The organism is Oceanimonas marisflavi (assembly GCF_003049725.1).
In the GTDB taxonomy this organism is placed as follows: domain Bacteria; phylum Pseudomonadota; class Gammaproteobacteria; order Enterobacterales; family Aeromonadaceae; genus Oceanimonas; species Oceanimonas marisflavi.
The window spans coordinates 206,230-231,773 of the sequence record NZ_QAGM01000002.1 but is presented as its reverse complement, the minus strand read 5'-3'; the positions used below and the strand labels follow the sequence as shown (position 1 = coordinate 231,773).

Sequence of the window (25,544 nt, the reverse complement as noted above, 5' to 3'; positions counted from 1 at the left end):
TCTGCTGGCTTGTCCGGCATGGGTATTCTCTGCGCTCCATCAATGGCTTGCTTACGCCAATCATACAGGGTCCACTTCGATATTCCCTCATCACGAGCCAGCTGAGCAATGGAAGGACAATCCGGAGGCAGCATCTTCCGGATCATGGCGTTTCTACGTTCTTCAGGGTACTGATTCATTCATGTCTACTTATCGCCCCTCCGTCTATGGTATTGGGTTTTAAAGAGGCGACAACTATCCTGACACGGGGGGGTTGTGAATGAGCGTAGCGAATTCCAACACCAGGCCGGCTGCGGAATGTTGGGATTCGCTGCGCTCATCGCCAACCTACGGCCCTTCACAGCCAGCTCCGGAATTGCATGAAGCAGCAGCAGGATTACCGGAGCCGACCGTCACCTGCCAGGGAGGGCAGGTGCCGAGCGTCCCGGGGAGGGGCCTGAAGCGTGTCGGCGCAGGTAATCCTGCTGATGCTTCGCGTGGCGGTTTTGCTTCCCGCTTCCCGCAATGGGCTGCGAGTAGTAAGATCTGCGGATAATCCCTGATTACCGAAGGTCAATATGACATCGAGTCAATATACTGCCGACGCCATTGAGGTGCTCAATGGTCTGGAGCCGGTGCGACGTCGCCCCGGCATGTATACGGACACCGCCCGCCCCAACCACCTTGGCCAGGAAGTCATCGACAACAGCGTGGACGAAGCCCTGGCCGGCCATGCCCGCAAGGTGGAAGTGATCCTGCATGAGGATCAGTCCCTTGAGGTGATCGACGACGGCCGCGGCATGCCGGTGGACATTCACCCGGAAGAAGGCATTTCCGGGGTGGAGCTGATCTTCAGCAAGCTGCATGCCGGCGGCAAGTTCTCCAACAAGAACTACCAGTTCTCCGGCGGTCTGCACGGAGTAGGGATCTCCGTGGTCAACGCCCTGAGTACTAGGGTGGACGTGACCGTGCGCCGGGGCGGCCAGGTGTATGAAATGGCCTTTGAAAACGGCAACAAGGTCAATGAACTCACCGTGACCGGCACCTGCGGCCAGCGCAACACCGGCACCCGGGTGCGGTTCTGGCCCGATGGCAGCTACTTTGACTCGCCCAGATTTTCCGCCACCCGGCTCCGGCACCTGCTGCGAGCCAAGGCGGTACTGTGCCCCGGGCTGACCATTCGCTTTGACGACAAGGTCAACAAGGAATCCCTGGAGTGGTGCTACGAGGATGGTCTCAAGGACTATCTGGTGGAAGCGGTCAAGGACTATCCCTGCCTGCCGGAAGCGCCCTTTACCGGCAGCTTCTCCGCCGAGCATTCGGCGGCGGACTGGGCCCTGTGCTGGCTGCCGGAAGGGGGCGAAACTCTGGGGGAAAGCTACGTCAACCTGATCCCCACGGCCCAAGGCGGCACCCACGTTAACGGTCTGCGCCAGGGGCTACTGGATGCCATGCGCGAATTCTGCGAATTCCGCAACCTGCTGCCCCGGGGCGTGAAACTGACCCCGGACGATATCTGGGAGCGCTGCGCCTATATTCTGTCGGTGAAAATTCAGGATCCCCAGTTTGCCGGCCAGACCAAGGAGCGGCTGTCGTCGCGCCAGTGCGCGGCCTTTGTCTCCGGGGTGGTGAAGGACGCCTTCAGCCTGTGGCTGAACCAGCATATCGAGCTGGCCGAGCAACTGGCCGAGCTGTGCATCAGCAGCGCCCAGCGCCGGCTGCGCCAGGCCAAAAAGGTGGTGCGCAAGAAGGTCACTCAGGGCCCGGCGCTGCCCGGCAAGCTCACCGACTGCGCCTGCTCCGATCCGCTGCAGGGCGAGCTGTTTCTGGTGGAAGGGGACTCGGCCGGCGGCAGCGCCAAACAGGCTCGGGACCGGGAATTTCAGGCCATTATGCCTCTGCGTGGGAAAATTCTTAATACCTGGGAAGTGGAGTCCGGCCAGGTGCTGGCTTCTCAGGAGGTGCACGACATCTCGGTGGCCATCGGCCTGGATCCGGACTCGGACGACCTGTCCGGTCTGCGCTATGGCAAGGTGTGCATTCTCGCCGACGCCGACTCCGACGGTCTGCACATCGCCACCCTGCTGTGCGCCCTGTTTGTGCGTCACTTTCGCCATCTGGTGGCGGCGGGACATGTATTTGTGGCCATGCCGCCGCTTTACCGCATCGATGTGGGCAAGGAAGTGTTCTACGCCCTGGATGAAGACGAGCGCGACGGCGTGCTCGAGCGCATTCGTGCCGAGAAGAAAAAGGGCAAGGTGCAGGTCACCCGCTTTAAAGGTCTGGGTGAGATGAACCCCAAGCAGCTGCGGGAAACCACCCTGGATCCCAACACCCGCCGTCTGGTGCAGCTGACCGTGGACGACGCCGAGGCTACCGAAAAGCTGATGGACATGCTGTTGTCCAAAAAGCGCGCCGGCGATCGCCGGGAATGGCTGGAAACCAAGGGCAATATGGTCGACCCCCTGGCCTGAGGATAACAATACAATGAGCAATCAAGACTTTACCATGGAAGGGGTGGAGCGCCAGCCGCTGCACACCTTTACCGAGCAGGCCTACCTCAACTACTCCATGTACGTGATCATGGACCGGGCCCTGCCGCACATCGGCGACGGCCTCAAGCCGGTACAGCGCCGTATTATCTACGCCATGAGCGAGCTGGGGCTGTCGGCCCTGTCCAAGCACAAGAAATCCGCCCGTACCGTGGGTGATGTGCTGGGTAAATACCATCCTCACGGCGACTCCGCCTGTTACGAGGCCATGGTGCTGATGGCCCAGCCCTTCTCCTACCGCTATCCGCTGGTGGATGGCCAGGGCAACTGGGGCGCGCCGGACGATCCCAAGTCCTTCGCCGCCATGCGCTATACCGAGGCGCGGCTGTCGCGCTTCTCCGAGCTGCTGCTGAGCGAACTGGGGCAGGGCACGGTGGAGTGGATCCCGAACTTCGACGGCACCATGAAAGAGCCGCGCATGCTGCCGGCCCGGTTGCCGCATATTCTGCTGAACGGCGTCACCGGCATTGCCGTGGGCATGGCCACCGACATTCCGCCCCACAACGCCCGGGAGCTGGCCAGTGCCTGTGTGCACCTGCTGGACCACCCCAAGGCCACGGTCACCGAGCTGATGGAACACGTGGCCGGACCCGATTATCCGACCCGGGCCGAGATCATTACCCCCAGAGCCGATATTCAGAAAATCTATGAAACCGGCAAGGGCAGCATCAAAATGCGCGCCGTCTACCATCAGGAGCAGGGCGATATCGTTATTACCGCGCTGCCCCATCAGGCCAGCGGAGCCAAGATCCTGGAGCAGATCGCCGGCCAGATGCAGGCCAAGAAGCTGCCCATGGTGGCGGATCTGCGGGACGAGTCGGATCACGAGAACCCGACCCGGCTGGTGATCATTCCCCGCTCCAACCGGGTGGATGTAGAGCAGCTGATGCAGCACCTGTTCGCCAGCACGGATCTGGAGAAGAACTACCGGGTCAATCTCAATATGCTGGGGCTGGATAACCGGCCTCAGGTGAAAACCCTGGATCGCATTCTGGGTGAATGGCTGCAGTTCCGCCGGGAAACCGTGCGCAACCGGCTGCAGCACCGGCTCGACAAGGTGGAAGCCCGGCTGCATATTCTGGCCGGCCTGCTGATCGCCTTCCTCAATATCGATGAGGTGATCGAGATCATTCGCAGCGAGGACGAGCCCAAGCCGGTGCTGATGGCCCGTTTTGGTCTGACCGAAACCCAGGCCGAGGCCATTCTCGAGCTGAAGCTGCGCCACCTGGCCAAACTGGAGGAAATGAAGATCCGTGGCGAGCAGGATGAACTCAGCAAGGAGCGGGACAAGCTGGCGCAGATTCTGGGATCCGAGCGCCGCCTCAGCACCCTGCTCAAGAAAGAGATCCTGGCCGATGCCGAGAAATACGGCGACGACCGTCGTTCTCCCCTGGTGGAGCGGCAGGAAGCCAAAGCCCTGAGTGAAAAAGAACTGATCCCCAGTGAGCCGGTGACCATAGTGCTGTCGGAAAAAGGCTGGATCCGCTCCGCCAAGGGCCATGAGGTGGACGGCGCCGGGCTCAGCTACAAGGCCGGCGACGGCTTTCTCGATGCCGCCCCCGGGCGCAGCAACCAGATGGCGGTGTTCCTGTCGAACACAGGCCGGGCCTATGGCCTGGACGCCCACAGTCTGCCCTCGGCCCGGGGCCAGGGCGAGCCGCTGACCGGCCGCTGCAGCCTGAGTCCGGGAGAGCAGGCCCGCTTTGTGCTGGCCGGCGAGGAGGAGCGGCTCTACCTGCTGGCGTCCGACGCCGGTTACGGTTTTGTGTGCCGTTACGGCGACATGGTGAGCCGCAACAAGAATGGCAAGGCCCTGCTCACCGTGCCCGCCGGCGGCGAGGTGATAAAGCCGGTGCCGGTTTCACAGGTGGACAGCGAGCTGTGCCTGGTGGTGACCAACGAGGGCCGCATGCTGCTGTTTCCGCTGAAGGACCTGCCCATGCTGGCCAAGGGCAAGGGCAACAAGCTGATCGGCATTACCGGGGCCAAGGTGCAGGCCCGGGAAGACTACATCAAGCAACTGGCGGTGGTGCCGGAAGGGGCTAGCGTGACCCTGCACGCCGGCAAGCGCAAGCTGACCCTGAAGCCCGCCGATCTGGCCCATTACCAGGGTGAGCGCGGTCGCCGCGGCGCCCTTCTGCCCCGCGGCCTGCAACGGGTGGACAGCCTGGAGATTGAATAAAAAACGTGAGGGGTGAGGTGAAAGGAGTGAGGTGAAGTGATTCCCCTCACTCCTCACCCTTTACCCCTCACTATTGTTCTGCAGTTTTTCCACTATCGGGCTGTTGGCGGCGGGAAAGTCGTAGTGGTGCAGCTCTGGCACCGGCACCCAGCGGCTGGGCTGGCCCTCGCGGCCGTGGGGCTCGCCGGTAAAGGCGCTGACCTTGCGAATATCCAGGGTGACCTGCTTGTCGCCATAGTCGTGCTCAATGCGCATAAAGGGCGCGCACCGGGTAACCTGTATGCCTATTTCCTCTTCCAGCTCCCGGGCCAGGGCCTGAGCCACGGTTTCACCGCTTTCTACCTTGCCGCCGGGAAACTCCCATTTAAAGGCCTGATGCTGGCTCTCGCCCCGGCGGCAGACAAAAATCTCGCCGGCGGCATTTTCAATCACGCCTACCGCCACCAGCACCGACTTTTTAACCTCAGTACTCATTTTCACCGTCCTGCTCCGGCAACCAGGCGGGCTCGCCGGGTATGCGTTTTTCCTCATCGGCCCATTCCCCCAGATCGATCAGCTGGCAGCGCTTGCTGCAAAAGGGACGAAAGGGGCTTTGCTCCCCCCATTCCACGGCGGTGCCGCAGGTGGGGCAGGGGACGGTTGTTATTGTGCTCATTTAATGCTCGCCAGTTCAAAGTCGATGTTGCCGATCTCGGTGTTGCCCACCGGCATAAAACGAATGGTAAAACGGTATTTATTGCCACTGACCACGGGATAAACGGGCTGTTCAATGGGCAGGCGCAGCCGGATCATGTCGGTGTGCTCGGCGCTGTCCTGAAAAAAACCGGCGTTGGCCTGCTGGGGGTGAAACTGACTGCTTTCCCGCCACAGGGTCAGCAGCAGGCTGAGGCCTTCCTTCAGCAAGGCAAGCTGCTCGACCCAGACATCCAGATCCCGCTGTTGCCGCTCTGCCGGCTGGTTAAGCCAGTGATGTAGCTGAGGCACATCAAAGGGGCAGAGACCACCGGGAATGGCAAAGCGGCTGCGTACCGCCGAAAGCAGCTTGTCTTCCCGCAGGGTCTGTCCCAGTCGGGCGCTGCGAGGCAACTGCTGGCTGATCGAGATCAGCTTTTGGGAAAATTGTTGCAGAGCCGCCGCATCCACCCCGGGTACTCGAGCCCAGGCTTCCAGCTTTTGGTTCTGCTGCTCCAGATCTTTCGCCAGATCGGCGCGCAGATCGCAGCGTTCCAGCAACTCCAGGGTGTCGAGCAGGGCCTTGAACAGGGCGGTGGCCTGACCGGGGGCATTCAGCGCCCGGCACTGTTCAATCTGTTTCAGCAGCTCACTCAGCCGCAGGTAGTTGCGGCACTTTTCATTGAGGGGAAATTCGTAAATCAGTGATGACATAACCTGCTTGGCCTGTGGTTAGGCAGTAATAACAGCAAGTGTAACTGCTTCACTCCTCAAGAAACAAATCGAGCAGGCGGTTAAGAAAACGCCGCCCCAGCGGCGTAACCTGCCAGTGGGTGCCGGTATCCTGCAGCAGCTCCAGCCGTTGCGCCTCGGCCAGCGGGGCGCTCAGCCGTTCAAGGGGCTGGCCGGTGAGGGCGGTGAAATCACACTTGGGAATGGGCTCGAACAGCCGCAGCCGGTTCATGAAGTATTCCAGCGACAGATCCTGTGCCGCTATGTGCCAGTGCTGATCCAGATAGGGGCGGGCCGGCTCCAGATAGCCACGAGGGTGCCTGACCTTGACGGTGCGCAGAATGCGTCCTTCCAGCGGCAGGGTGATTTTGCCGTGGGCACCGCAGCCGATGCCGAGGTAGTCGCCAAAACGCCAGTAGTTAAGGTTGTGTTTTGCCTCAAACCCCGGGCGGGCGTAGGCGGAGACCTCATATTGCTGATAGCCGTGAGCCAGCAGCAATTCGTGGCCGCGCTCATAAATTTCCGCCAGGATATCGTCTTCCGGCAGGGCCGGTGGGCGCGAGGCAAAGGGGGTATTGGGCTCTATGGTGAGCTGATACCAGGACAGGTGCGGTGGCGCCAGGGCCAGGGCCTGCTCGAGATCAAACAGGGCGTCTTCAAGGCGCTGCTCCGGCAGGCCGTGCATCAGATCGATATTAAAACTGTTGAGCCCGACGCTGGCGGCTTCTGTTGCGGCAAAGCGGGCCTGGTCGGGGTCGTGAATACGGCCCAACCGTTCCAGCTTGTCGTTCTGAAAGCTCTGCACGCCGATGGAAATACGGTTGACCCCGGCCTCGCGAAAGCCGCCAAAGCGGCCCGCTTCCACCGTGCCCGGATTGGCCTCGAGAGTGATTTCGATACCGTCTTCAAAGGGCAGGCGTTCCCGCACGCCGGCCAGCAACCGGCCGATGGCCTCGGGGCTCAGCAGGCTGGGAGTGCCGCCGCCGATAAAAATGCTGTGCAGCTTGCGCCCCTGGGCAAAGTGCAGGTCGGCGTCCAGATCCGCCAGCAGGGCGTCTATATACTCCTGCTCGGGAATCTCGGCCTTCAGGGCATGGGAGTTAAAGTCGCAGTAGGGGCACTTCTGCACGCACCAGGGAATATGTATGTACAGGCTCAGGGGCGGCAGGGTCAGCATTGATACGCTTCTTGCAGCAGTTGCAGCAGCTGTTGCAGGGCCTGGCCCCGGTGGCTCAGACGATTCTTCTCGGCGGGCGTCAGCTCGGCGGAAGTCTTGCCCGCTTCCGGTACCCAAAAGACCGGATCATAGCCAAAGCCCTGTTCGCCCCGGGGCGCCGTGGTGATTTCGCCCTGCCAGCGGCCGGCGCAGATCAGCGGCGTGGGGTCATCGGCGTGGCGCATATACACCAGCACGCACCAGAAGGTGGCCTGGCGTTTTTCTGCCGGCACGTCCTGCATTTGCTCCAGCAGCAGCTCGAGGTTTTGCTGATCCGTGGCATTCGGGCCGGCAAAGCGGGCGGAATAAACCCCGGGGCGGCCGTCGAGAGCCTGAACGGCCAGACCGGAGTCGTCGGCAATGGCGGGCAGGCCGGTCACTTTGGCGGCGTGGCGGGCCTTGATGATGGCGTTTTCCACAAAGGTGGTGCCGGTTTCATCGGCATCGGTCACGCCCAGCTCGGTCTGGGGCACCACGCTCATGCCCAGTCCGCCCAGCAGGGTCTGCAGTTCGGCTACTTTTTTGGCGTTGCCGGAGGCCAGTACGATTTGTTGGGTCACCTTTCGCTCCTGTGGATTACCGCGAGCGGGCATGATACCACCGTGACCGGGATAAGTGAGGGGGGAGGGGAAAGGGGGGAGGAGTAAAAAATGAGGTTTGTCTCCTCACCCCTCACCCTCGACACCTCACTCTGTGTAGAAGGTATGCCGGAAAGTCAGTTCGCCGCCCTGTTTGGGGCCACGAATATCGATGGTGAACAGCACGTTGTCTTCATTACGGTAGGGATACTGGGCGATGTAATAAACCGCGTCCCCTTCGCGAATGGTCTGAAACTCCAGCCGGCGCACATTGCCGAGCAGGTTCTTGCCTTCGCCGTTCAGGGCCACCTGTACCGACTTGCCCTCGGCATCGAGCACGGCAATATTGAGCAGGCCATTGTAACGACTGCGTTCAATATTATTGCTCTGAGCCACTTCCGGGGAAAGAAAGGTGGAAGGAAAGGCGCTGTAGTGCACCGTCCAGTCGCCGATGCGGGTTTCCTCGGCCGAAGCCTGAAAGGTAAACAGCAGGGCCAGTGCGGTGATGATTGCTTTGAACATAACGATTCCTTTTTCCTGTGGCGGTTACCAAAAGTTTAGGTCAGGAGCGCCGCCGCTCTCCAGCCGCGCACCCCGATTGCCTCGATGAATTAAAGCTGCCACCACAGCGGACCAAACAGATCACCCATCAGCCAGTTCAGGGCCTGAAGGGCGATAAAGGCCACCAGAATGCTCAGATCCAGTCCGCCCATGGGCGGAATAAAACGGCGCAGGGGAGCCAGCAGGGGCTCGGTGAGCTGGTACATAACATATTCAATCTGGCTTCGGCCCTGGCTCACCCAGCTCATCAGGGCGCGAATGATCAATATCCAGAACAGCATGACCCCGGCCTTTTTCAGCACGGTGATCAGCCCCACCAGTACCACTGTGCTCCAGTCGGCATACAGCAGGTTCATCGCCTTGAACAGGGCAAGCTTGACCGTGGCCACCACCAGCGCCAGCAGTAACGCCGCCATGTCGATACCGAAAAAGCCCGGGATCAGCCGGCGCAGGGGCTTGAGTACCGGGTTGGTGGCCTTGACCACGAACTGGCTGAAGGGGTTGTAGAAATCAGCCCTGGCCAGCTGCAGCCAGATGCGCAACAGCACCACCATGAGGTAAAGATCGAAAACGGTGTTGATCAGATAATAAGCGGTGTTCATGGTGCGTCCTTAAAGCTGGCTTTCCAGTTCCCGGGCCCGGGCCACGGCGGCGGCCATGGCGTCCGCCACCAGCCGGCCGAGGCCATTGTCGTTAAAGCTGCGAATGGCCTCGGCGGTGGTGCCGCCCCTGGAGGTAACCTGTTCACGCAGCTGCCCCAGAGACAGCTGCGGATTGGCGGCCACCATGTTGGCGGCGCCCAGCGCGGTCTGCTGCACCAGCAGGCGGGCCTCATCGGCGGTAAAGCCGTTGTTTTCCGCTTCTCTGGCCATGGCTTCCATAAACAGGAAGAAGTAGGCGGGCGCACTGCCGGCGGCGGCGATCACCTGATTGATGCCGTCTTCCTCGGCTACCCACAGCGCCTTGCCCACCGCTTCCATCATGTGCTGGCAGTAGTCCCGGTCGCTCTGTTCCACATGGGCTCTGGCGTAGAGGCCGGTCATGCCCAGGCCCAGCAACGACGGGGTGTTGGGCATGGTGCGCACAATGCGGTTATGGCCACCGGCCATTTCTTCCAGCCGGGCCACACTGATGCCGGCGGCAATGGAGATCAGCAGCTTGTCGTCAAAGTCGGCGCCGGCGGCGCGCAACTCGCTCAGCATGGTCGCCATCATCTGGGGTTTGACCGCCAGCACTACTGCTTCGGCCCGGGTGGCGGCCTCGAGATTGCTCTGAGTGGTGGCAATGCCGAAGTCGGCGGCAAGCGCATCCAGCTTGGGCCGGGACGGATTGGCGGCAATAATATGGTCGGCGGGGTAGCCGGACTGGATCAGCCCGGAAATCAGGCTGCGCGACATGTTACCCGCGCCGATAAAGGCGAGTTTTCTGTGTTCCATCAATGATCACTCAAGGGTTGCGGGAGCCGAAAATGGCAGTGCCCACCCGTACCAGGGTTGAGCCACAGGCCACAGCCAGTTCCAGATCGTTGCTCATCCCCATTGACAGGGTGTCCATCTGGGGGTGTTTTTTCTTCATTCTATCAAAGAGATGCTTCAACTCTAGTAATTGTACCCGCAGAGTGTCGGAATTGTCGGTTGCCTCCGGAATTGCCATCAGGCCGCGCAGACACAGTCTGGGCAGAGCCGCCACCTCATCGGCCAGGGCTTCGGCCTCGGCGGGCGACAGCCCCGACTTGCTGGCTTCGCCGCTGATGTTAACCTGCAGGCAGATATTGAGTGGATGCATATGAGGCGGGCGTTGATCATTGAGACGTTGTGCTATCTTAAGCCGGTCAACGGTCTGCACCCAGTCGAAGTGCTCGGCCACCGGCCGGCTCTTGTTGGACTGCAACGGCCCGATAAGGTGCCAGACAATATCGGGGCAGCGCTTTTTCAGGGTGGTGATTTTGTCGACCGCCTCCTGCACATAATTCTCGCCAAACCAGCGCTGACCGGCGGCAAAGGCGGCTTCCACATCGCCGGCCGGTTTGGTTTTGCTGACCGCCAGCAGGGTGATATCGTGAGGAGAGCGGCCGGCCTGGCTGGCGGCATCGGCCATGCGGGCGTGAACGTCTTGCAAATGCTGTGCGATAGTACTCATATGAATAAATTCGTTTAAGGCTCAAGCGACGGGGAATAATATGGATATTACGGAATTACTGGCGTTCAGTGTAAAGCATAACGCATCGGATCTGCACCTCTCTGCCGGCGTGCAGCCGTTGCTGCGGGTGGATGGGGAAGTACGCAAGATCAATCTGCCGGTGCTGGAGCACCGGGAAGTGCACCAGCTGGTATACGACATCATGAACGATCGCCAGCGCAAGGAGCTGGAAGAAAATCTGGAAGCCGATTTTTCCTTTGAGTTGCCCGGGCTGGCGCGCTTTCGTGTGAATGCCTATCACCAGGCCCGGGGAGCAGCAGCGGTATTCCGGGTGATCCCCAGCGAGGTATGGACCCTGGATCAACTGAACGCCCCGGAGATCTTTGAGCGCATCGCCGAATATCCCCGTGGCCTGGTGCTGGTCACCGGCCCCACCGGCTCGGGCAAGTCCACCACCCTGGCCGCCATGATCAACCACATTAACGACAGCGCCAACAAGCACATTCTCACCATTGAAGATCCCATCGAGTTTGTGCATGAAAACAAGAAATGTCTGGTGAACCAGCGGGAAGTGCACCGGGATACCCTGTCTTTTAATAACGCCCTGCGCTCGGCGCTGCGGGAAGATCCCGACATTATTCTGGTGGGGGAACTGCGGGATCTGGAAACCATTCGTCTGGCCCTGACCGCCGCCGAAACCGGCCATCTGGTGTTTGGCACCCTGCACACCTCGTCGGCGGCCAAGACCATTGACCGTATTGTTGACGTCTTTCCCGGCGCCGAAAAGGACATGGTTCGCTCCATGCTGTCGGAGTCGCTCAAGGCGGTGATCTCCCAGACCCTGCTGAAAAAAACCGGCGGTGGCCGGGTGGCGGCCCACGAGATCATGCTGGGCACCCCGGCCATCCGTAACCTGATCCGGGAAGACAAGGTGGCGCAGATGTATTCGGTGATCCAGACCGGCATGTCCCACGGCATGCAGACCATGGATCAATCCCTGAAACGGCTGGTCACCAGCGGCCAGGTGTCTCCCGCCGATGCCAGGCTCAAGGCGGTGGATCCACAGAGTATCTGATTTTTTATTCAGCAGCGGAGAAAGCAATGGAGCTGGCTTCATTACTGGGAAAAATGTGCGAGCTCAAGGGTTCGGACATGTACATCTCGGTGGGCGTGGCGCCCACCATCAAGTCTCAGGGCAAAATGTTGCCCGTCGGCACACATCCCCTGACCGAGCAGGAGGCACTGGCGCTGGTGGAGTCCAGCATGACCGAAGAGTGGAGGGAGCGCTATCACCGGGAGAAAGAGGCCAACTTCGCCATTCACGACGGTGAACACGGCCGCTTCCGGGTCAGTGCCTTCTGGCAGCAGGACAAGGCGGGCATGGTGCTCAGACGCATCGAGAGCCGCATTCCCACCTTTGAAGAGCTGTATCTGCCCGAGGTGCTGCGTGAGGTGGCCATGGCCAAGAAGGGACTGGTGTTGTTTGTCGGGGGCACCGGCTCGGGCAAGTCCACTACCCAGGCGGCCATGATCGGCCATCGCAACCGCCATGCCGGCGGCCATATTCTCACCATTGAAGATCCGGTGGAATTTGTGCATCAGCACGATCAGTCAATCATTACCCAGCGGGAAGTGGGCATCGACACCGAATCCTTTGATGCCGCCCTGAAAAGCTCGTTGCGTCAGGCGCCTGACGTGATCCTGATCGGTGAAATCCGCTCCGAGGAGACCATGGGCTATGCGCTGGCGTTCGCCGAAACCGGCCATCTGTGCATGGCCACGCTGCACGCCAACAACGCCAATCAGGCCATTGACCGCATCATGCATCTGGTGCCGGAAAACAAGCACCGCCAGCTGCAGTTTGATCTGTCGTTCAACCTCAAGGCCATTGTGGCCCAGCAGCTCATACCCACCCGGGATGGCAACCAGCGCCGGGGCGCCATTGAAATATTGCTGAACACGCCCACGGTGGCGGATGTGATCCGCCAGGGTGACATGCACCGGCTCAAGGACATCATGGCCAGGTCCCGGGAAGTGGGTATGCAAACCTTTGACCAGGCGCTGTTTGATCTCTACAGCCAGCAGCATATAGGCTACACCGAAGCCCTGGCCTATGCCGACTCCCCCAACGATCTGCGGCTGATGATCAAGCTGCAGGGCGGCGGCGGGCTCGACTCCGGCCTGTTTGACAACGTAACCATCGAATCCTGAGGATCCTATGCTGATAGTGGTGTCTCCCGCCAAGACCCTGGACTACGACACGCCGCCGGTGATCGCCGACTACACTCAGCCCGAGCTGCTGGAACATTCGGCCGAGCTGATTGAGCGGGCCCGGAAACTGACCCCGGCGGAGATCGGTAAACTGATGAAGATCAGTGACAAGCTGGCGGGGCTGAACGCCGCCCGCTTTGCCGACTGGCAACCTGAATTTACGCCTGATAATGCCAAGCAGGCGCTGCTGGCCTTTAAGGGGGATGTGTATACCGGGCTCGACGCCGAAACCCTGAGCCGGGACGACTTTGCCTTTGCGCAACAGCATCTGCGCATGCTGTCGGGCCTGTATGGGGTGTTGCGGCCGCTGGATCTGATGCAGCCTTACCGCCTGGAAATGGGCACGAAGCTCGATAACGCCAGAGGCAAGGATCTGTATGCGTTCTGGGGCAATATCATCACCGATGCCCTGAACAAGGCCATGGCGGAACAGGGCGACAATGTGCTGGTAAACCTGGCGTCCAACGAGTACTTCAAGGCGGTGAAGCCAAAGCAGCTGGAAGGGCAGATAGTGACGCCTGTGTTCAGGGACTGCAAAAACGGCCAGTACAAGGTCATCAGTTTTTACGCCAAAAAGGCACGGGGCATGATGGCCCGTTACATCATTGAAAACCGCCTGAGCGAAGTCAGTCAGCTGACCACCTTTGATGTGGACGGTTACTACTTCGTTGAAAGCGAGTCGACCGCTACCGAGCTGGTGTTCAGGCGGGAAGAGCAAAATGTCTGAAAAAAGTGAAAAAGGGCGGGAACCTTTCCCTGCTGCCGCCTCTCTATAAGGATGTGTCTACTGAGTTTCAGCAATTCCCTTTTTGACTCTCTCTTTTGTTTCCGGCCCTCTGGGCCGGTTTTTTTTATTGCCACTCCGGGGCCGGATCGTCTTGGCGACGGCCGTATGACTGGCGCCGGTCAGGCTTTTCCGGCTCCCAGCGTACTTTGGCCCGGCGGTCGACAATGTCACGGCGCTCTGTCATGCGCCGTTCCTGTACGCGCGCTGTTTCATTGTCCGGCGCTTGTGTCTGTGAATGTGCCATCGTCCTCGACTCCTTTCGTAAACAGGGTTACCGCCAGTATAGCGGGTGACGACAAGCGGCATGAACGGAGCGGACTTATTCCTTGTCCTGCTTGTTCTTCAGCCAGCGCGGCTGGCCCTTGGCCTTTTGGTCGCGCAGACGGCTTTTCTTCTTGGGTTGAGTGGCCTTTTTGCCCTTGCCGTCGGACTCTTTCTTCTTGCGCACCGTGACCGCCGCTTCCTTGTGTTTGGGACGCAGCTCATCGATGATGCGGCGCTTGAGCCTCTGATCGGTATAACGCTCCACCTTCGCCACCATGTCCATGTCGTGGGCTTCCACCAGGCTGATGGCAATGCCCTTGCGGCCGGCGCGGCCGGTGCGGCCGATGCGGTGCACATAGACATCGGCGGTGCGCGGCATGTCGTAGTTGATCACATGGCTGACCTCGGGCAGGTCGATGCCCCGGGCGGCCACGTCGGTGGCCACCAGAATGTTGACCTTGCCGTTGCGAAAGCGGCGCAGGGCCTCAAAACGCTTGTCCTGATCCATCTCGCCGCGCAGCCAGGCGTTGTCCAGCCCTTCCTGCTGCAGCCGGCTGGCCAGCTCCATCAGCCGGTCCCGGGTTTTGACAAAGACGATGCTGCGGGTCACATCGGGCTGGCGCAGCAGGTGCAGCAGCAGGGCGAACTTGTGCTCGGCATCGTCGGCCAGGTGCAGCCACTGGTTGATCTTCTTGCGCTCGCTGCGGGGCGGCTCGGCAGACAGCTCCACCGGCTCCTTGAGAATATCGGCGGCAAACTTCATCAGGCCCCGGCCTTCCAGGGTGGCGGAAAACAGCATGGTCTGGCGACGCCAGCGGGCCTCGGCGGCAATGCGGTCCACATCCTGAATAAAGCCCATGTCGAGCATGCGATCGGCTTCGTCCAGGATCAGCATTTCAATATCGCGGCTGTCAAAGGACTCTTCGTCTATGTATTGCAGCAGCCGGCCGGGGGTGGCCACCACGATGTCGGTGGTCTTGGTCAGGGCCGGCAGGTGCTTTTCGGCATTGACGCCGCCGGTGATGGTTTCCACCCGCAGGCCGGTATCTTTCAGCAGGGCCTTGGCGTCGTCGGCAATCTGTTTGGCCAGCTCCCGGGTGGGCGTGAGCACCAGCACCCGGGCCGGACCGGCCTGGCGACGGGGAAAGTCGAGCAGGTGCTGGCAGGCGGGCAGCAGAAAGGCCGCGGTCTTGCCGGTGCCGGTGGGGGCCGAGGCCATAATGTCCCGGCCGCTCATGGCTTCGGGTATGACCTGGCTCTGAATGGTGGTGGGTCTGGCATAGCCCATGCGGGCCAGGGCGCGAACCAGAATGGGGTCCAGCTCCAGTTGCTCAAAGGTCATACTGCTCATGTTCAATTCCGTCAGCCAAAATGGCCGAGTATTATAGGCGAACTTCCACCAAAATACTCACGGGATCACCATGGCCGGGCGCGGTTTTACCTTTAAGCAATTTCATATCAACCACGACCGTTGTGCCATGAAGGTGGGCACAGACGGCATTTTGCTCGGCGCCTGGGCGCCCCTGCAGCAGGCGAAACGCGTTCTGGACGTGGGTACCGGCTCCGGACTGGTGGCCTTGATGCTGGCCCAGCGGGCCGGTGACGGCGTGCATATTACCGGCCTGGAGCTGGATGAGGCGGCGGCGATTCAGGCCGCCGACAATGTGGCGGCCTCGCCCTGGCCCGGGCAGATAAGCATAGCCCGGGGCGCCCTGCAGCGGTTTGAGGCCTCGCCCTTTGATCTTGTCGTGTCCAACCCGCCCTATTTCACACCGGGGCAGACCTTTGACTGCGCCGCCCGGGCCAGCGCCCGCCACGGCGGCAGCCTGAGCCTGGCCGATCTGTTTGTTCACTGCAGCCGGTTGCTGAGCGAAAACGGACAGATCTGTCTGGTGCTGCCCTGGCAGGCGAGGGATGAGGCGCTGGCACAGGCAGACTCAAATGGCTTGTTTTTGCTGGAACAGCAGAAGGTGATCACGAAAGAGGGCAAAACCCCGGCGCGTTTTTTGCTGCGCTTTGGCAGGATCAAAAACTGTGTAATAGAAGATGAAATTGTCATAAATACTGCAGAAGGCGAATACGGCAACATATACAAAGGTATGGTGTCGCCCTTCTATCTTAAGATGTAAATTTTGCATTGAAGATAATTTTCACATCATTATGCTACTGCTCAGCTCGGGCGCTGTCAGTTTTTAGTATTTTACAAACCGTAAACGGCAGCGCATCGTCTTGTTAATTTCGTTAGTTTCCAAACGAAACTTTCGCCATGCGCTTTGCCGCCACGAGGTTTGCCTTGAAAAAACCACTGTCCACTTTTGATGTTATGGGCCTTGGCTTCATGACATTCGCCTTCTTTCTGGGGGCCGGAAACATCATCTTTCCGCCTCTGGCCGGCTTTCTGGCCGGTGAACACATGACCAGCGCCATGTTCGGCTTTCTGACCACGGCGGTGGGCCTGCCTCTGGCCGGGCTGGTGGCCGCGGCCCTGGCCGGTGGCGGCCTGCCCGCCATGGGGCGCTTTCTGCCTCCTCTGGTGATCACCCTGATGGGCAGCGCCATCTTTATTATTATCGGGCCGGCCTTTGCCGCTCCCCGTACCGGCCTGGTGGCCTATGAAATGGGCCTGAAGCCCTTTCTCGACAACCCCGGCCAGGGGGCGTTGACCCTCTATACCCTCGGGTTTTTTGGTGTGGCGCTGCTGCTTTCCTTAAGTCAGGGCCGGCTGCTGGAGGCGGTGGGCAAGCTGCTGACCCCTCTGTTGCTGATCCTGCTGGTGGCCCTGGCCATTGCGGTGTTTGTGAACCCGCAGGGCACCCAGCCGGCGGTAACCGAAGCCTATATGGCCCAGCCGTTTGTGAAGGGCTTTATCGAGGGCTACAACACCATGGACACCTTTGCGTCCCTGCTGTTTGCCATGCTGATCCTGGATGTGCTGCGCAAGAAGGGGGTGACCGATGCCCGCGCCCAGTCTCGCTATCTGATGGCCGCGGCGCTGATCGCCGCCGCCGGCCTGGGCTTTGTTTATATCTCCCTGTTTGTGCTGGGTGGCACCAGCCAGGGGGTGGTGCCGAATGCCAGCAATGGCGGCGAGATCATCAGCGCCTATGTGCTGTCGCTGTTCGGCGAGCCGGGACTGTGGATTTTGTCGGCCATCGTGACCCTGGCCTGTCTGACCACGGCGGTGGGGCTGGTGTCCTCCTGTGCCGATTATTTCCATAACCTGACCGGCAAGGGCAGCTACAAGAGCTGGGTGGTGGGCATTGCCACCGCCTGCATGCTGGTGGCCAACGTGGGTCTGAACACCCTGATCAGTGTGTCTGTGCCCATTCTGGTGGCCCTGTATCCGGTGGCCATTGCCCTGGTGGTGGCCACCTACCTGCAGCCGCTGATGCGCGCACCTGTGTTTGCCTTTCGTCTGATCATGAGCGTGGCCTTTTTCTTTGGTCTGCTCGACGGCATGCAGGCCGCCGGCCTCGATATGAGCCTGCTCGACTTTCTGCCCCTGTTCGGCGTCGGCATGGCCTGGACCCTGCCCACCGCCCTGGCCGCGGTGATTGGCCTGGTGGCGGGCAAGGGCAGACAAGCAGCCACCGCCTGAGCACCATTCGGTGAATACAAAAAAGCGGCTTGAAAGCCGCTTTTTTCGTGGAGCGCAGGCTGCCAGCCTGCATTAGCGCCGCCGGCGCTTCAAAAAGAGGGTACCTACAGCCGCAGCCGGCTTCACGTTGCGATTCGCTGCGCTCATCGGCAACCACGCGCTGAGCGAAAAATGAAGAAGGCGCTCAGAGCGCGGCAATCTCGTCCAGTATCTGCGCCACCCAGGTTTCGATACGGGTGTCGGTGTCGTCATACTGGTTGGCTTCGTCCAGGGACAGGCCCACAAAGTATTTGCCGTCCTCGGTGAGTGCCTTTGACGCCTCAAACTCATAGCCTTGGTTGGGCCAGTAGCCCACCACGCTGGCGCCCCGGGCGACCACCCGGTCGTGCAGCATGCCCAGTGCATCCTGAAACCATTCGCCGTAGCCCAGCTGATCGCCCATGCCGAACAGCGCCACCACGTGGCCGTCCAGATCCAGGCTGTCGATATCGTCCCAGTGGGATTCCCAGTCTTCCTGCAGTTCGCCAAAATCCCAGGTGGAAATGCCGAAGATCAGAATGGGGTAGTCCTGGGCACGCGCCAGGGGCACATCCCTGATATTATGCAGATCAACCAGCTCGGCACCGAGCTGGTCGCGGATTTTTTCGGCCGCGATCTCGGTGTAGCAGGTGGTCGAGCCGTAAAACAAACCGATATTCATGGGGCTCCGTTCGTTTTTTACAGAATGGCGCCATCATAACAGAAGCCGCCTGCCGGGCGGAGTAGGGAGTCAACATGAGTCATCCGCTGGTCGAGCAGTTTATCGATGCCCTCTGGCTGGAAAAGGGGCTGTCCGACAATACCCTGTCTTCCTACCGCAGTGATCTGAGCCACTTTGCCGCCTGGCTGGACGGCGAGGGCGGCAGCCTGCTGGCGGTGGACAGCCTGACCCTGCAGCAATACCTGGCTCATCGCATTGATCTCGGCTTCAAGGCCAGCAGCACGGCGCGCATGCTGAGCGTGCTGCGGCGGTTTTTTCAGTATCTGCACCGGGAGCAGCTGCGCACCGACGATCCCAGCGCGCTGATCGCCGGCCCCAAGTTGCCCAAACGGTTGCCGAAAGATCTGAGCGAGCAGCAGGTATCGGCCCTGCTCGATGCCCCCGAGCCGGACGATCCGCTGGAGCTGCGCGACAAGGCCATGCTGGAGCTGCTCTATGCCTCCGGCCTGCGGGTGACCGAGCTGGTGAGTCTGTCGATGGAAAGCGTGAGCCTGCGTCAGGGCCTGGTGCGGGTGACCGGCAAGGGCAACAAGGAGCGGCTGGTGCCCATGGGGGAAGAAGCCCTGTACTGGGTAAGCCGGTTCCTGAAGGAAGGGCGGGCGGCGCTGCTGGGAGAGCAGGCGTCGGACGTGGTGTTTCCGTCGCGCCGGGCCCGGCAGATGACCCGCCAGACCTTCTGGCACCGCATCAAGCATTACGCCCTGCGCGCCGGCATCACCCAGGAGCTGTCGCCCCACACCCTGCGCCACGCCTTTGCCACCCACCTGCTCAACCACGGCGCCGATCTGCGGGTGGTGCAGATGCTGCTGGGCCACTCGGACTTGTCCACCACCCAGATCTACACCCATGTGGCCACCCACCGCCTCAACGCCCTGCATGAGGAGCATCACCCTCGGGGATGACCCCTTCGGGGGAGCTTTAAGCCGTAAGCTGTCAGCTTTAAGTGGTGCCGCCTGCAGATGCAGCGTTGTGTCTGCTGGCTCATATAGTGACTGACAGTCGGTAAGCCGTAGATACTCTGTTTTGACGTAAATTCAAGCTTGGATGTGCTCTTCGCTCATTCGCAACCTACTCACTTCGGGGAGCCGTCAGCCGTAAGCCTGTAGCCCCACTTCAGTGGGGCAAGATGATCATCATCCGGCACAGTTGCCCCAATAAATTGGGGCCTACCAAAACAACATTCAGCTTACAGCTCCGCCGAAGACGGTCGGCGGTCATCGTTGCAAATTTCACCGTGCCCGGTTAGTGTTGTCCGCCTGTTTAAACAGCCAGTATTTTCCATGCCTGCTTCTTCTCCTCTGCCCATTCGCCGGCGTGAGCCGGTGGCTCATCGGCTGCCTTCCGATCTGTCTCCCATACTGCAGCGGCTCTACGCCAGCCGGGGTCTGACGTCGCCCGAACAGCTGAATCTGCAGGCGGGTGCCCTGCACAAGCCGGCGTTCAGGGGCATGAACGAAGCGGTACGGCTGCTGGTGCAGGCCCTGAGTGAGCAGCGCAGCATTTTGATCGTGGGCGATTTCGACTGCGACGGCGCCACCAGCTCGGCGCTGATGGTGCACGGCCTGCGGGCCATGGGCGCACAGCGGGTCAGCTATCTGGTGCCCAACCGCTTTGATTACGGTTATGGCCTGAGCCCGCAGGTGGTGGAAGAAGCGGTGGATCTCGGGGCCGAGCTGCTGATCACCGTGGACAACGGCATTTCCAGCATCAGCGGCGTGGCGGCGGCCAAGGCCGCCGGCATGCAGGTCATCGTCACCGACCATCACCTGCCCGGCGACGAAGTTCCCGAGGCCGATGCCATCGTCAATCCCAACCAGCGGGGCTGCGACTTTCCCTCCAAGAACCTGGCCGGGGTGGGCGTGGCCTTTTACCTGCTGCTGGCGCTGCGTTCGGCCCTGAGCGAGCAGGGCTGGTTTGAGCAGCAGGGCATTCGTCCGCCCAATATGGCGGATTACCTGGATCTGGTGGCGCTGGGCACGGTGGCCGATGTGGTGGCGCTCGACGGCAATAACCGGGTGCTGGTGCATCAGGGCCTGCAGCGCATGCGCGCCGGCCGGCTGCGCCCCGGCATTCAGGCCTTAATCGATATTTCCGGGCGCAATCAGCAGCGGCTGGTGGCGTCCGATCTGGGCTTTGCCCTGGGGCCGAGGCTTAATGCCGTGGGCCGGCTCGACGATATGTCCATGGGAGTGGCCTGCCTGCTGTGTGACGATATCAACGAAGCCCGGCGGCTGGCGGCCCAAATGGACGAGCTCAACCGGGAGCGCAAGGCCATTGAGACCAGCATGCAGCAGGAAGCCCTGGCCACGCTGGCGAAAGTGCGCATCAGCGACGGTGCGCTGCCGTCCGGGCTGGTGCTGTACCAGGACGACTGGCATCAGGGGGTGGTGGGGCTGGTGGCCTCGCGCATCAAGGAGCAGTATTACCGGCCGGTGATCGCCTTTGCCGAGGCCGGCGACGACGAGCTCAAGGGCTCGGGCCGCTCCATTCCCGGGGTGCATTTGCGGGATCTGCTGGAGGCGGTCAACAGTCGTCACCCGGGTCTTATTACCAAGTTTGGCGGCCACGCCATGGCCGCCGGTCTGTCGATAACCAAAAGCGCACTGGCGCCGTTCAAGGCTGCCTTTGAGCAAACGGTGGAGGAGTGGGTCAGCCCCGAGCTGCTTACCGGCGAGATCCTCAGCGACGGCGAGCTCACCGCTGCCGAGCTGACCCTGGAGTTGGCGGAGCAGCTGCGCTTTGCCGGGCCCTGGGGGCAGGCCTTTCCCGAGCCCTTGTTCGACGGCGAGTTTCGCATTATTCAGCAGCGGCTGGTGGGGGACAAGCACCTCAAGCTGGTGCTGAGTCCGGACGAGGGGCGCACCGTCATTGACGCCATTGCCTTTAATGTGGATCTGGGCACCTGGCCCAACGCCGCCATTCAGAAGGTGCAGCTGGTGTACAAGCTGGATGTGAACGAGTGGAAAGGGCGGCGCCAGCTGCAACTGCTGGTGGAGCGGCTGTCGCCGTTGTCGTGACAACAGGCATCAGTTGCCCAGGATCTGGCTGAGGAACAGTTTGGTGCGCTCCGACTGGGGATGATGGAAGAAGGTCTCGGGATCGTTTTCCTCGATGATCTGGCCCTCGTCCATAAAGATCACCCGGTCGGCCACGGTGCGGGCAAAGCCCATTTCGTGGGTCACGCACATCATGGTCATGCCCTCTTCCGCCAGCTCTATCATCACGTCCAGCACTTCCTTGATCATCTCCGGATCCAGCGCCGAGGTGGGCTCGTCAAACAGCATGATCTCCGGGTTCATGCACAGACTGCGGGCAATGGCTACCCGCTGCTGCTGACCGCCGGACAGCTGCCCCGGATACTTCTTGGCCTGGCTTTCAATCTTGACCCGGGTCAGCAGTTTCATGGCCACCTCTTCCGCCTGCCGCTTGGGGGTCTTGCGCACCCAAATCTGCGCCAGGGTGCAGTTTTCCAGCACCGTCAGATGGGGAAACAGATTGAAGTGCTGAAACACCATGCCCACTTCCCGGCGAATGGTTTCGATGTTTTTGACATCATTGGTGAGCGGGGTGCCGCGCACGATAATGTCACCCTGCTGGTGTTCCTCCAGCCGGTTGATGCAGCGGATAAGGGTGGACTTGCCCGAGCCCGAGGGCCCGCAAATCACGATGCGTTCCCCCTTGGCCACGGTCAGATCGATATCGCGCAGCACGTGAAAATCCCCATACCACTTGTTCACGCCGCGCAGGGTCACCATGGCTTCCTGTTGTTGTGCTTCCATGTACTTGCTCCACTAACGTTTCTTGTGACCGGTATGCAGCTTGCGTTCCAGATACTGGCTGTATTTCGACATGCCATAGCAGAACACCCAGAACACCAGGCCGGCAAACACATAACCTTCGGTGGCATAGCCCAGCCAGTCAGGATCCGCCAGCCCCGCCTGCACAATGGCCAGCAGATCGAACAGGCCGATGATCAGCACCAGGCTGGTGTCCTTGAACAGGGCGATAAAGGTGTTGACGATGCCCGGAATCATCATCTTCAGCGCCTGGGGCAGCACGATCAGCATCATGGTTTTCCAGTAGTTCAGCCCCAGTGCCGCGGCCGCCTCGTTCTGGCCCTTGGGAATGGCCTGCAGGCCGCCGCGCACCACCTCCGCCATATAGGCGGACTGAAAGAAGATAATGCCGATCATGGCCCGCACCAGCTTGTCGAGAGTCAGCTCCTCGGGCACGAACAGGGGCAGCATGACCGACGACATAAACAGCACGGTGATCAGCGGCACCCCCCGCCAGAACTCGATAAACACCACCGACAGGCTGCGCACTATGGGCATGTGCGAGCGCCGGCCCAGGGCCAGCAGGGTGCCGATGGGCAGGGCCGCGGTAATGCCCACCACCGCCAGGATCAGGGTCAGGGTCAGACCGCCCCAGTTGTGGGTGGGCACCTCGGTCAGACCAAACCAGCCGCCATAGAGCAGTACCCAGGCAATAACCGGAAACACCAGCACCATAAAGGGCGCCAGCCACAGCTTGCCCGGCAGCCGGGGCAGGGCCAGCCACAGCAACTGCACCACAAACAGCAAAAAGGTCAGGTTGATGCGCCACAGCTCGTCACCGGGGTAAAAACCATAGGTGAACTGCTGCAGCCGGTTGGTGATAAATACCCAGCAGGCGCCGCCGCTGGTGCAGGCGTCCCGGCTGCTGCCGGTCCAGTCGGCACTGATGAAGGCCCAGTCGATAATGGGCACCAGGATCAGGTAGAGGGCATACAGCCCCAGCAGGGTCACCGCCGTGTTCAGCGGGCCGGAAAACAGGTTGGCTCTCAGCCAGCCGGTCAGTCCCTTGCGCGAAACGGGGGCCGGGCGCTCCGGTGTCAGGGTGTCTTTGAACATGCTATCTCTCCACCAGCGCCATATGGCTGTTGAACCAGTTCATAAAGAAGGACACCGACAGGCTGATGCTGAGGTACACCAGCATGGTGATGGCGATCACCTCGATGGCCTGGCCGGTCTGGTTGAGGGTGGTGCCGGCAAATACCGACACCAGATCCGGATAACCGATGGCGGTGGCCAGGGACGAGTTCTTGGTCAGGTTGAGATACTGGCTGGTGAGCGGCGGTATGATCACCCGCAGCGCCTGGGGAATGATCACCAGCCGCAGGGTCAGGCTGTCCTTGATGCCCAGAGCGTGGGCCGCTTCGGTCTGACCGTGGGAAATGGCCTGAATGCCGGAGCGCACGATCTCGGCGATAAAGGCGGCGGTATACACAGTAAGCGACAGCCACAGCGCCAGAAACTCGGGAATAATGGTCATGCCGCCGCGAAAGTTGAAGCCGCGCAGCTCGGGATAGTTCCACTCCAGCGGGGCGCCCAGCGCCAGAAAGGTGAGCAGGGGCAGGGCAATGACCAGCCCGAACGACATCCACCAGACGGGCAGGCGCCTGCCGGTGGCGTCCTGACGGCGGTGATTGAAGCGCACCAGCCAGAACGCCACGCCCAGGGCCAGCAGCAGCGCCAGCCAGACCCAGTGAAAGCCACCGCCCGGCACGGGCTCGGGCAGATACAGGCCGCGCACGTTGAGAAAGAGGCTGTCATTGAAATTGAGGCTGTCGCGGGGGCCGGGCAGGGTGCGCAGCACCGCGAAATACCAGAAAAACATCTGCAGCAGCAGGGGCAGGTTGCGGAACAGCTCCACATAGGCCGACGCCAGCCGGGCGATCAGCCAGTTGGGAGACAGCCGGGCCACGCCGATGACAAAGCCCAGCAGGGTGGCGCCGATAATGCCGAGAAAGGACACCAGCAGGGTGTTGAGCAGCCCGACCACAAAGGTGCGGCCATAGGTGTCGGTCTCGGCATAGGGAATGAGAGACTGGGCAATGGCAAAGCCGGCGGGATCGTCGAGAAAGCCAAAGCCGGTGGTAATGCCCCGGGTGCTGAGGTTATGAAGGGTGTTATTGACAATAAAGGCGATAAAGGCGGCCACGGCACCCAGCAGCAGCAGCTGAAACAGCAGCGCCCGTTTGGCCGGATCGCGCCAGAACTTGACCGGAGGAGCGGAGTGGTGGGCCGGTAATGACATGGGCTTTATCCTTTCGGTGAGCTGAACAGGGGCTCGTCATCGGGCTGCCCGCAGGCAGCCCGGACAGACATCAGCGTACCGGCGGGGCGTATTGCAGGCCGCCTTCGGTCCACAGGGCGTTAAGGCCCCGGTCGATTTTCAGGGGCGAACCCTGGCCCACGTTGGCGTCAAAGACTTCGCCGTAGTTGCCCACCAGCTTGATGATGCGATAGGCCCAGTCCTTGTCCAGCCCCATGCCCTTGCCAAAATCGGCTTCCAGGCCCAGCAGGCGGCGAACATCCGGGGTTTCGCTGCTCTTCATGCTGTCCACATTGGCTTTGGTAATGCCCAGCTCCTCGGCGTTGACCATGGCGAAATGGGTCCACTTCACAACGTTAAACCACTGATCATCCCCCTGACGCACGGAAGGACCCAGGGGCTCCTTGGAAATGACCTCGGGCAGGGCCACGGCCTCATCGGGTTTGGACAGCTTGATACGCAGGGCATAAAGCTGGGACAAGTCCGAGGTGAGCACGTCGCAGCGCCCTGCCTCCAGCCCCTGCACGGTCTGCTCCGAGGTGTCGAACACCACGGCGCTGTAACCCATGCCGTTGCGGCGGAAGTAGTCGGCCACGTTCAGCTCGGTGGTGGTGCCCGACTGAATGCAGATGGCGGCGCCATCCAGCTCCTTGGCGCTGGTTACGCCCAGGCTTTTGTTGATCAGAAAACCCTGGCCGTCGTAATAGTTGATGCCGGTGAAATTGACACCCAGCTCGGTATCCCGGCTGGAGGTCCAGGTGGTATTGCGCGACAGCACGTCAATCTCTCCCGACTGCAGCGCGGTCAGCCGCTCCTTGGCGTTGAGCGGAATAAACTGCACCTTGCCGGCGTCGTTGAACACGGCGGCGGCAATGCCCCGGCACAGATCCACGTCCAGCCCTTTCCATTCTCCTTTGGCGTCTGGGTTGGAGAAGCCCGGCAGGCCGCTGTTAACACCGCACTTGAGCACTCCCCGTTGCTTTACGTCGTCCAGGGTGGCGGCCTGCAGGGGGCCAGCCATCAGGGTGCCGGCTATCAGAAGGGCTGCTGTTCCTTTGCCTGTCATAATCACGTCCTCTTGAATGGCGATGGGCAATAGCGTTATTCATTTGGGGCATAAAACAACGATGCCATTTAGAGTATTAGCACAAAGATTG

Annotated in this window: 25 protein-coding genes; 9 read left to right on the top strand and 16 right to left on the bottom strand. The window is 60.9% G+C overall.

The genetic code is table 11. From position 1 onward, the window contains the following. Nucleotides 1-179, bottom strand: a 179-nt coding sequence (locus DA373_RS16610) for a transposase (RefSeq protein ID WP_157953674.1), incomplete at its 3' end; no start/stop codon positions are given. A gap of 378 nt (nt 180-557) precedes the next feature. On the opposite strand from DA373_RS16610, the gene parE reads away from it, so the two are divergent. Beyond that, the gene (gene parE, locus DA373_RS02665; RefSeq protein ID WP_107850807.1) at nt 558-2,453 is read left to right on the top strand and encodes a DNA topoisomerase IV subunit B; all 1,896 of its coding nucleotides are present in this window, start codon (nt 558-560) and stop codon (nt 2,451-2,453) included. 13 nt (nt 2,454-2,466) lie between these two features. Beyond that, a complete protein-coding gene (gene parC, locus DA373_RS02660; protein WP_107850806.1) occupies nt 2,467-4,713 on the top strand; it encodes a DNA topoisomerase IV subunit A in 2,247 nt (748 codons plus the stop codon). Between the two features lie 60 nt (nt 4,714-4,773). Here parC and mutT read toward each other — a convergent pair whose 3' ends face one another. The 9 genes from mutT to DA373_RS02615 form a co-directional block, all read right to left on the bottom strand. After that, on the bottom strand, nt 4,774-5,187 hold the full coding sequence (gene mutT, locus DA373_RS02655) for an 8-oxo-dGTP diphosphatase MutT (protein ID WP_107850805.1): 414 nt from the start codon (nt 5,185-5,187) through the stop codon (nt 4,774-4,776). Next, nucleotides 5,177-5,368 carry a DNA gyrase inhibitor YacG gene (yacG, locus tag DA373_RS02650; RefSeq protein WP_107850804.1) on the bottom strand — a complete coding sequence of 64 codons (192 nt, stop codon included), beginning with the start codon at nt 5,366-5,368 and terminating at the stop codon, nt 5,177-5,179. Before yacG ends, mutT begins: the two co-directional genes overlap by 11 nt. After that, nucleotides 5,365-6,099 carry a cell division protein ZapD gene (gene zapD / locus DA373_RS02645; RefSeq protein ID WP_107850803.1) on the bottom strand — a complete coding sequence of 245 codons (735 nt, stop codon included), beginning with the start codon at nt 6,097-6,099 and terminating at the stop codon, nt 5,365-5,367. The genes yacG and zapD overlap by 4 nt, the downstream gene beginning before the upstream one ends. Before the next feature lie 49 nt (nt 6,100-6,148). Next, complete coding sequence (gene hemW / locus DA373_RS02640) at nt 6,149-7,294, bottom strand: radical SAM family heme chaperone HemW (RefSeq protein ID WP_107850802.1); 1,146 nt, start codon at nt 7,292-7,294, stop codon at nt 6,149-6,151. Further along, nucleotides 7,288-7,926: an XTP/dITP diphosphatase gene (locus DA373_RS02635; RefSeq protein ID WP_107850801.1), complete on the bottom strand. Its 639-nt coding sequence runs from the start codon at nt 7,924-7,926 to the stop codon at nt 7,288-7,290. The genes hemW and DA373_RS02635 overlap by 7 nt, the downstream gene beginning before the upstream one ends. A gap of 93 nt (nt 7,927-8,019) precedes the next feature. Continuing rightward, entirely contained in the window at nt 8,020-8,433 is a 414-nt protein-coding gene (locus tag DA373_RS02630; protein ID WP_107850800.1) for a DUF4426 domain-containing protein, read from the bottom strand. Between the two features lie 89 nt (nt 8,434-8,522). Next, entirely contained in the window at nt 8,523-9,074 is a 552-nt protein-coding gene (locus DA373_RS02625) for a YggT family protein (RefSeq protein ID WP_107850799.1), read from the bottom strand. Between the two features lie 9 nt (nt 9,075-9,083). Beyond that, the gene (gene proC, locus DA373_RS02620; RefSeq protein WP_107850798.1) at nt 9,084-9,908 is read right to left on the bottom strand and encodes a pyrroline-5-carboxylate reductase; all 825 of its coding nucleotides are present in this window, start codon (nt 9,906-9,908) and stop codon (nt 9,084-9,086) included. 10 nt (nt 9,909-9,918) lie between these two features. Further along, a complete protein-coding gene (locus DA373_RS02615) occupies nt 9,919-10,611 on the bottom strand; it encodes a YggS family pyridoxal phosphate-dependent enzyme (RefSeq protein ID WP_107850797.1) in 693 nt (230 codons plus the stop codon). 40 nt (nt 10,612-10,651) lie between these two features. Between DA373_RS02615 and DA373_RS02610 the strand changes: the two genes are divergently transcribed. From DA373_RS02610 to yaaA, 3 genes are read left to right on the top strand one after another with little or no spacing between them, the layout of a single operon-like run. After that, on the top strand, nt 10,652-11,686 hold the full coding sequence (locus DA373_RS02610) for a type IV pilus twitching motility protein PilT (protein WP_107850796.1): 1,035 nt from the start codon (nt 10,652-10,654) through the stop codon (nt 11,684-11,686). A gap of 26 nt (nt 11,687-11,712) precedes the next feature. Then, nucleotides 11,713-12,822: a PilT/PilU family type 4a pilus ATPase gene (locus tag DA373_RS02605; RefSeq protein WP_107850795.1), complete on the top strand. Its 1,110-nt coding sequence runs from the start codon at nt 11,713-11,715 to the stop codon at nt 12,820-12,822. 7 nt (nt 12,823-12,829) lie between these two features. Continuing rightward, complete coding sequence (gene yaaA, locus DA373_RS02600; protein WP_107850794.1) at nt 12,830-13,609, top strand: peroxide stress protein YaaA; 780 nt, start codon at nt 12,830-12,832, stop codon at nt 13,607-13,609. Between the two features lie 379 nt (nt 13,610-13,988). Here yaaA and srmB read toward each other — a convergent pair whose 3' ends face one another. Continuing rightward, nucleotides 13,989-15,284: an ATP-dependent RNA helicase SrmB gene (gene srmB / locus DA373_RS02590; RefSeq protein ID WP_107850792.1), complete on the bottom strand. Its 1,296-nt coding sequence runs from the start codon at nt 15,282-15,284 to the stop codon at nt 13,989-13,991. A gap of 70 nt (nt 15,285-15,354) precedes the next feature. Here srmB and DA373_RS02585 point away from each other — a divergent pair, with 70 nt between their 5' ends. Beyond that, nucleotides 15,355-16,062 (top strand): tRNA1(Val) (adenine(37)-N6)-methyltransferase, encoded by a 708-nt coding sequence (locus tag DA373_RS02585; protein WP_107850791.1) that lies wholly within the window; start codon nt 15,355-15,357, stop codon nt 16,060-16,062. Nucleotides 16,063-16,256: 194 nt separating this feature from the next. Next, on the top strand, nt 16,257-17,531 hold the full coding sequence (brnQ, locus tag DA373_RS02580) for a branched-chain amino acid transport system II carrier protein (protein WP_198650218.1): 1,275 nt from the start codon (nt 16,257-16,259) through the stop codon (nt 17,529-17,531). Nucleotides 17,532-17,715: 184 nt separating this feature from the next. Here brnQ and fldB read toward each other — a convergent pair whose 3' ends face one another. After that, a complete protein-coding gene (gene fldB / locus DA373_RS02575) occupies nt 17,716-18,231 on the bottom strand; it encodes a flavodoxin FldB (RefSeq protein WP_107850790.1) in 516 nt (171 codons plus the stop codon). Between the two features lie 74 nt (nt 18,232-18,305). Here fldB and xerD point away from each other — a divergent pair, with 74 nt between their 5' ends. Then, the gene (gene xerD / locus DA373_RS02570; protein WP_107850789.1) at nt 18,306-19,193 is read left to right on the top strand and encodes a site-specific tyrosine recombinase XerD; all 888 of its coding nucleotides are present in this window, start codon (nt 18,306-18,308) and stop codon (nt 19,191-19,193) included. 378 nt (nt 19,194-19,571) lie between these two features. Then, nucleotides 19,572-21,308, top strand: coding sequence for a single-stranded-DNA-specific exonuclease RecJ (recJ, locus tag DA373_RS02565; protein ID WP_107850788.1), 1,737 nt, complete (start codon nt 19,572-19,574; stop codon nt 21,306-21,308). Nucleotides 21,309-21,317: 9 nt separating this feature from the next. On the opposite strand, the gene DA373_RS02560 is transcribed toward recJ, so the two are convergent. From DA373_RS02560 to DA373_RS02545, 4 genes are all read right to left on the bottom strand, one after another. Further along, nucleotides 21,318-22,070: an amino acid ABC transporter ATP-binding protein gene (locus DA373_RS02560; protein WP_456299510.1), complete on the bottom strand. Its 753-nt coding sequence runs from the start codon at nt 22,068-22,070 to the stop codon at nt 21,318-21,320. A gap of 12 nt (nt 22,071-22,082) precedes the next feature. Beyond that, the gene (locus DA373_RS02555) at nt 22,083-23,183 is read right to left on the bottom strand and encodes an amino acid ABC transporter permease (RefSeq protein ID WP_107850787.1); all 1,101 of its coding nucleotides are present in this window, start codon (nt 23,181-23,183) and stop codon (nt 22,083-22,085) included. A 1-nt stretch (nt 23,184) separates the two neighbouring features. Beyond that, a complete protein-coding gene (locus DA373_RS02550) occupies nt 23,185-24,369 on the bottom strand; it encodes an amino acid ABC transporter permease (protein ID WP_107850786.1) in 1,185 nt (394 codons plus the stop codon). Between the two features lie 70 nt (nt 24,370-24,439). After that, entirely contained in the window at nt 24,440-25,453 is a 1,014-nt protein-coding gene (locus DA373_RS02545; RefSeq protein WP_107850818.1) for an amino acid ABC transporter substrate-binding protein, read from the bottom strand. Nucleotides 25,454-25,544 lie beyond the last annotated feature (91 nt).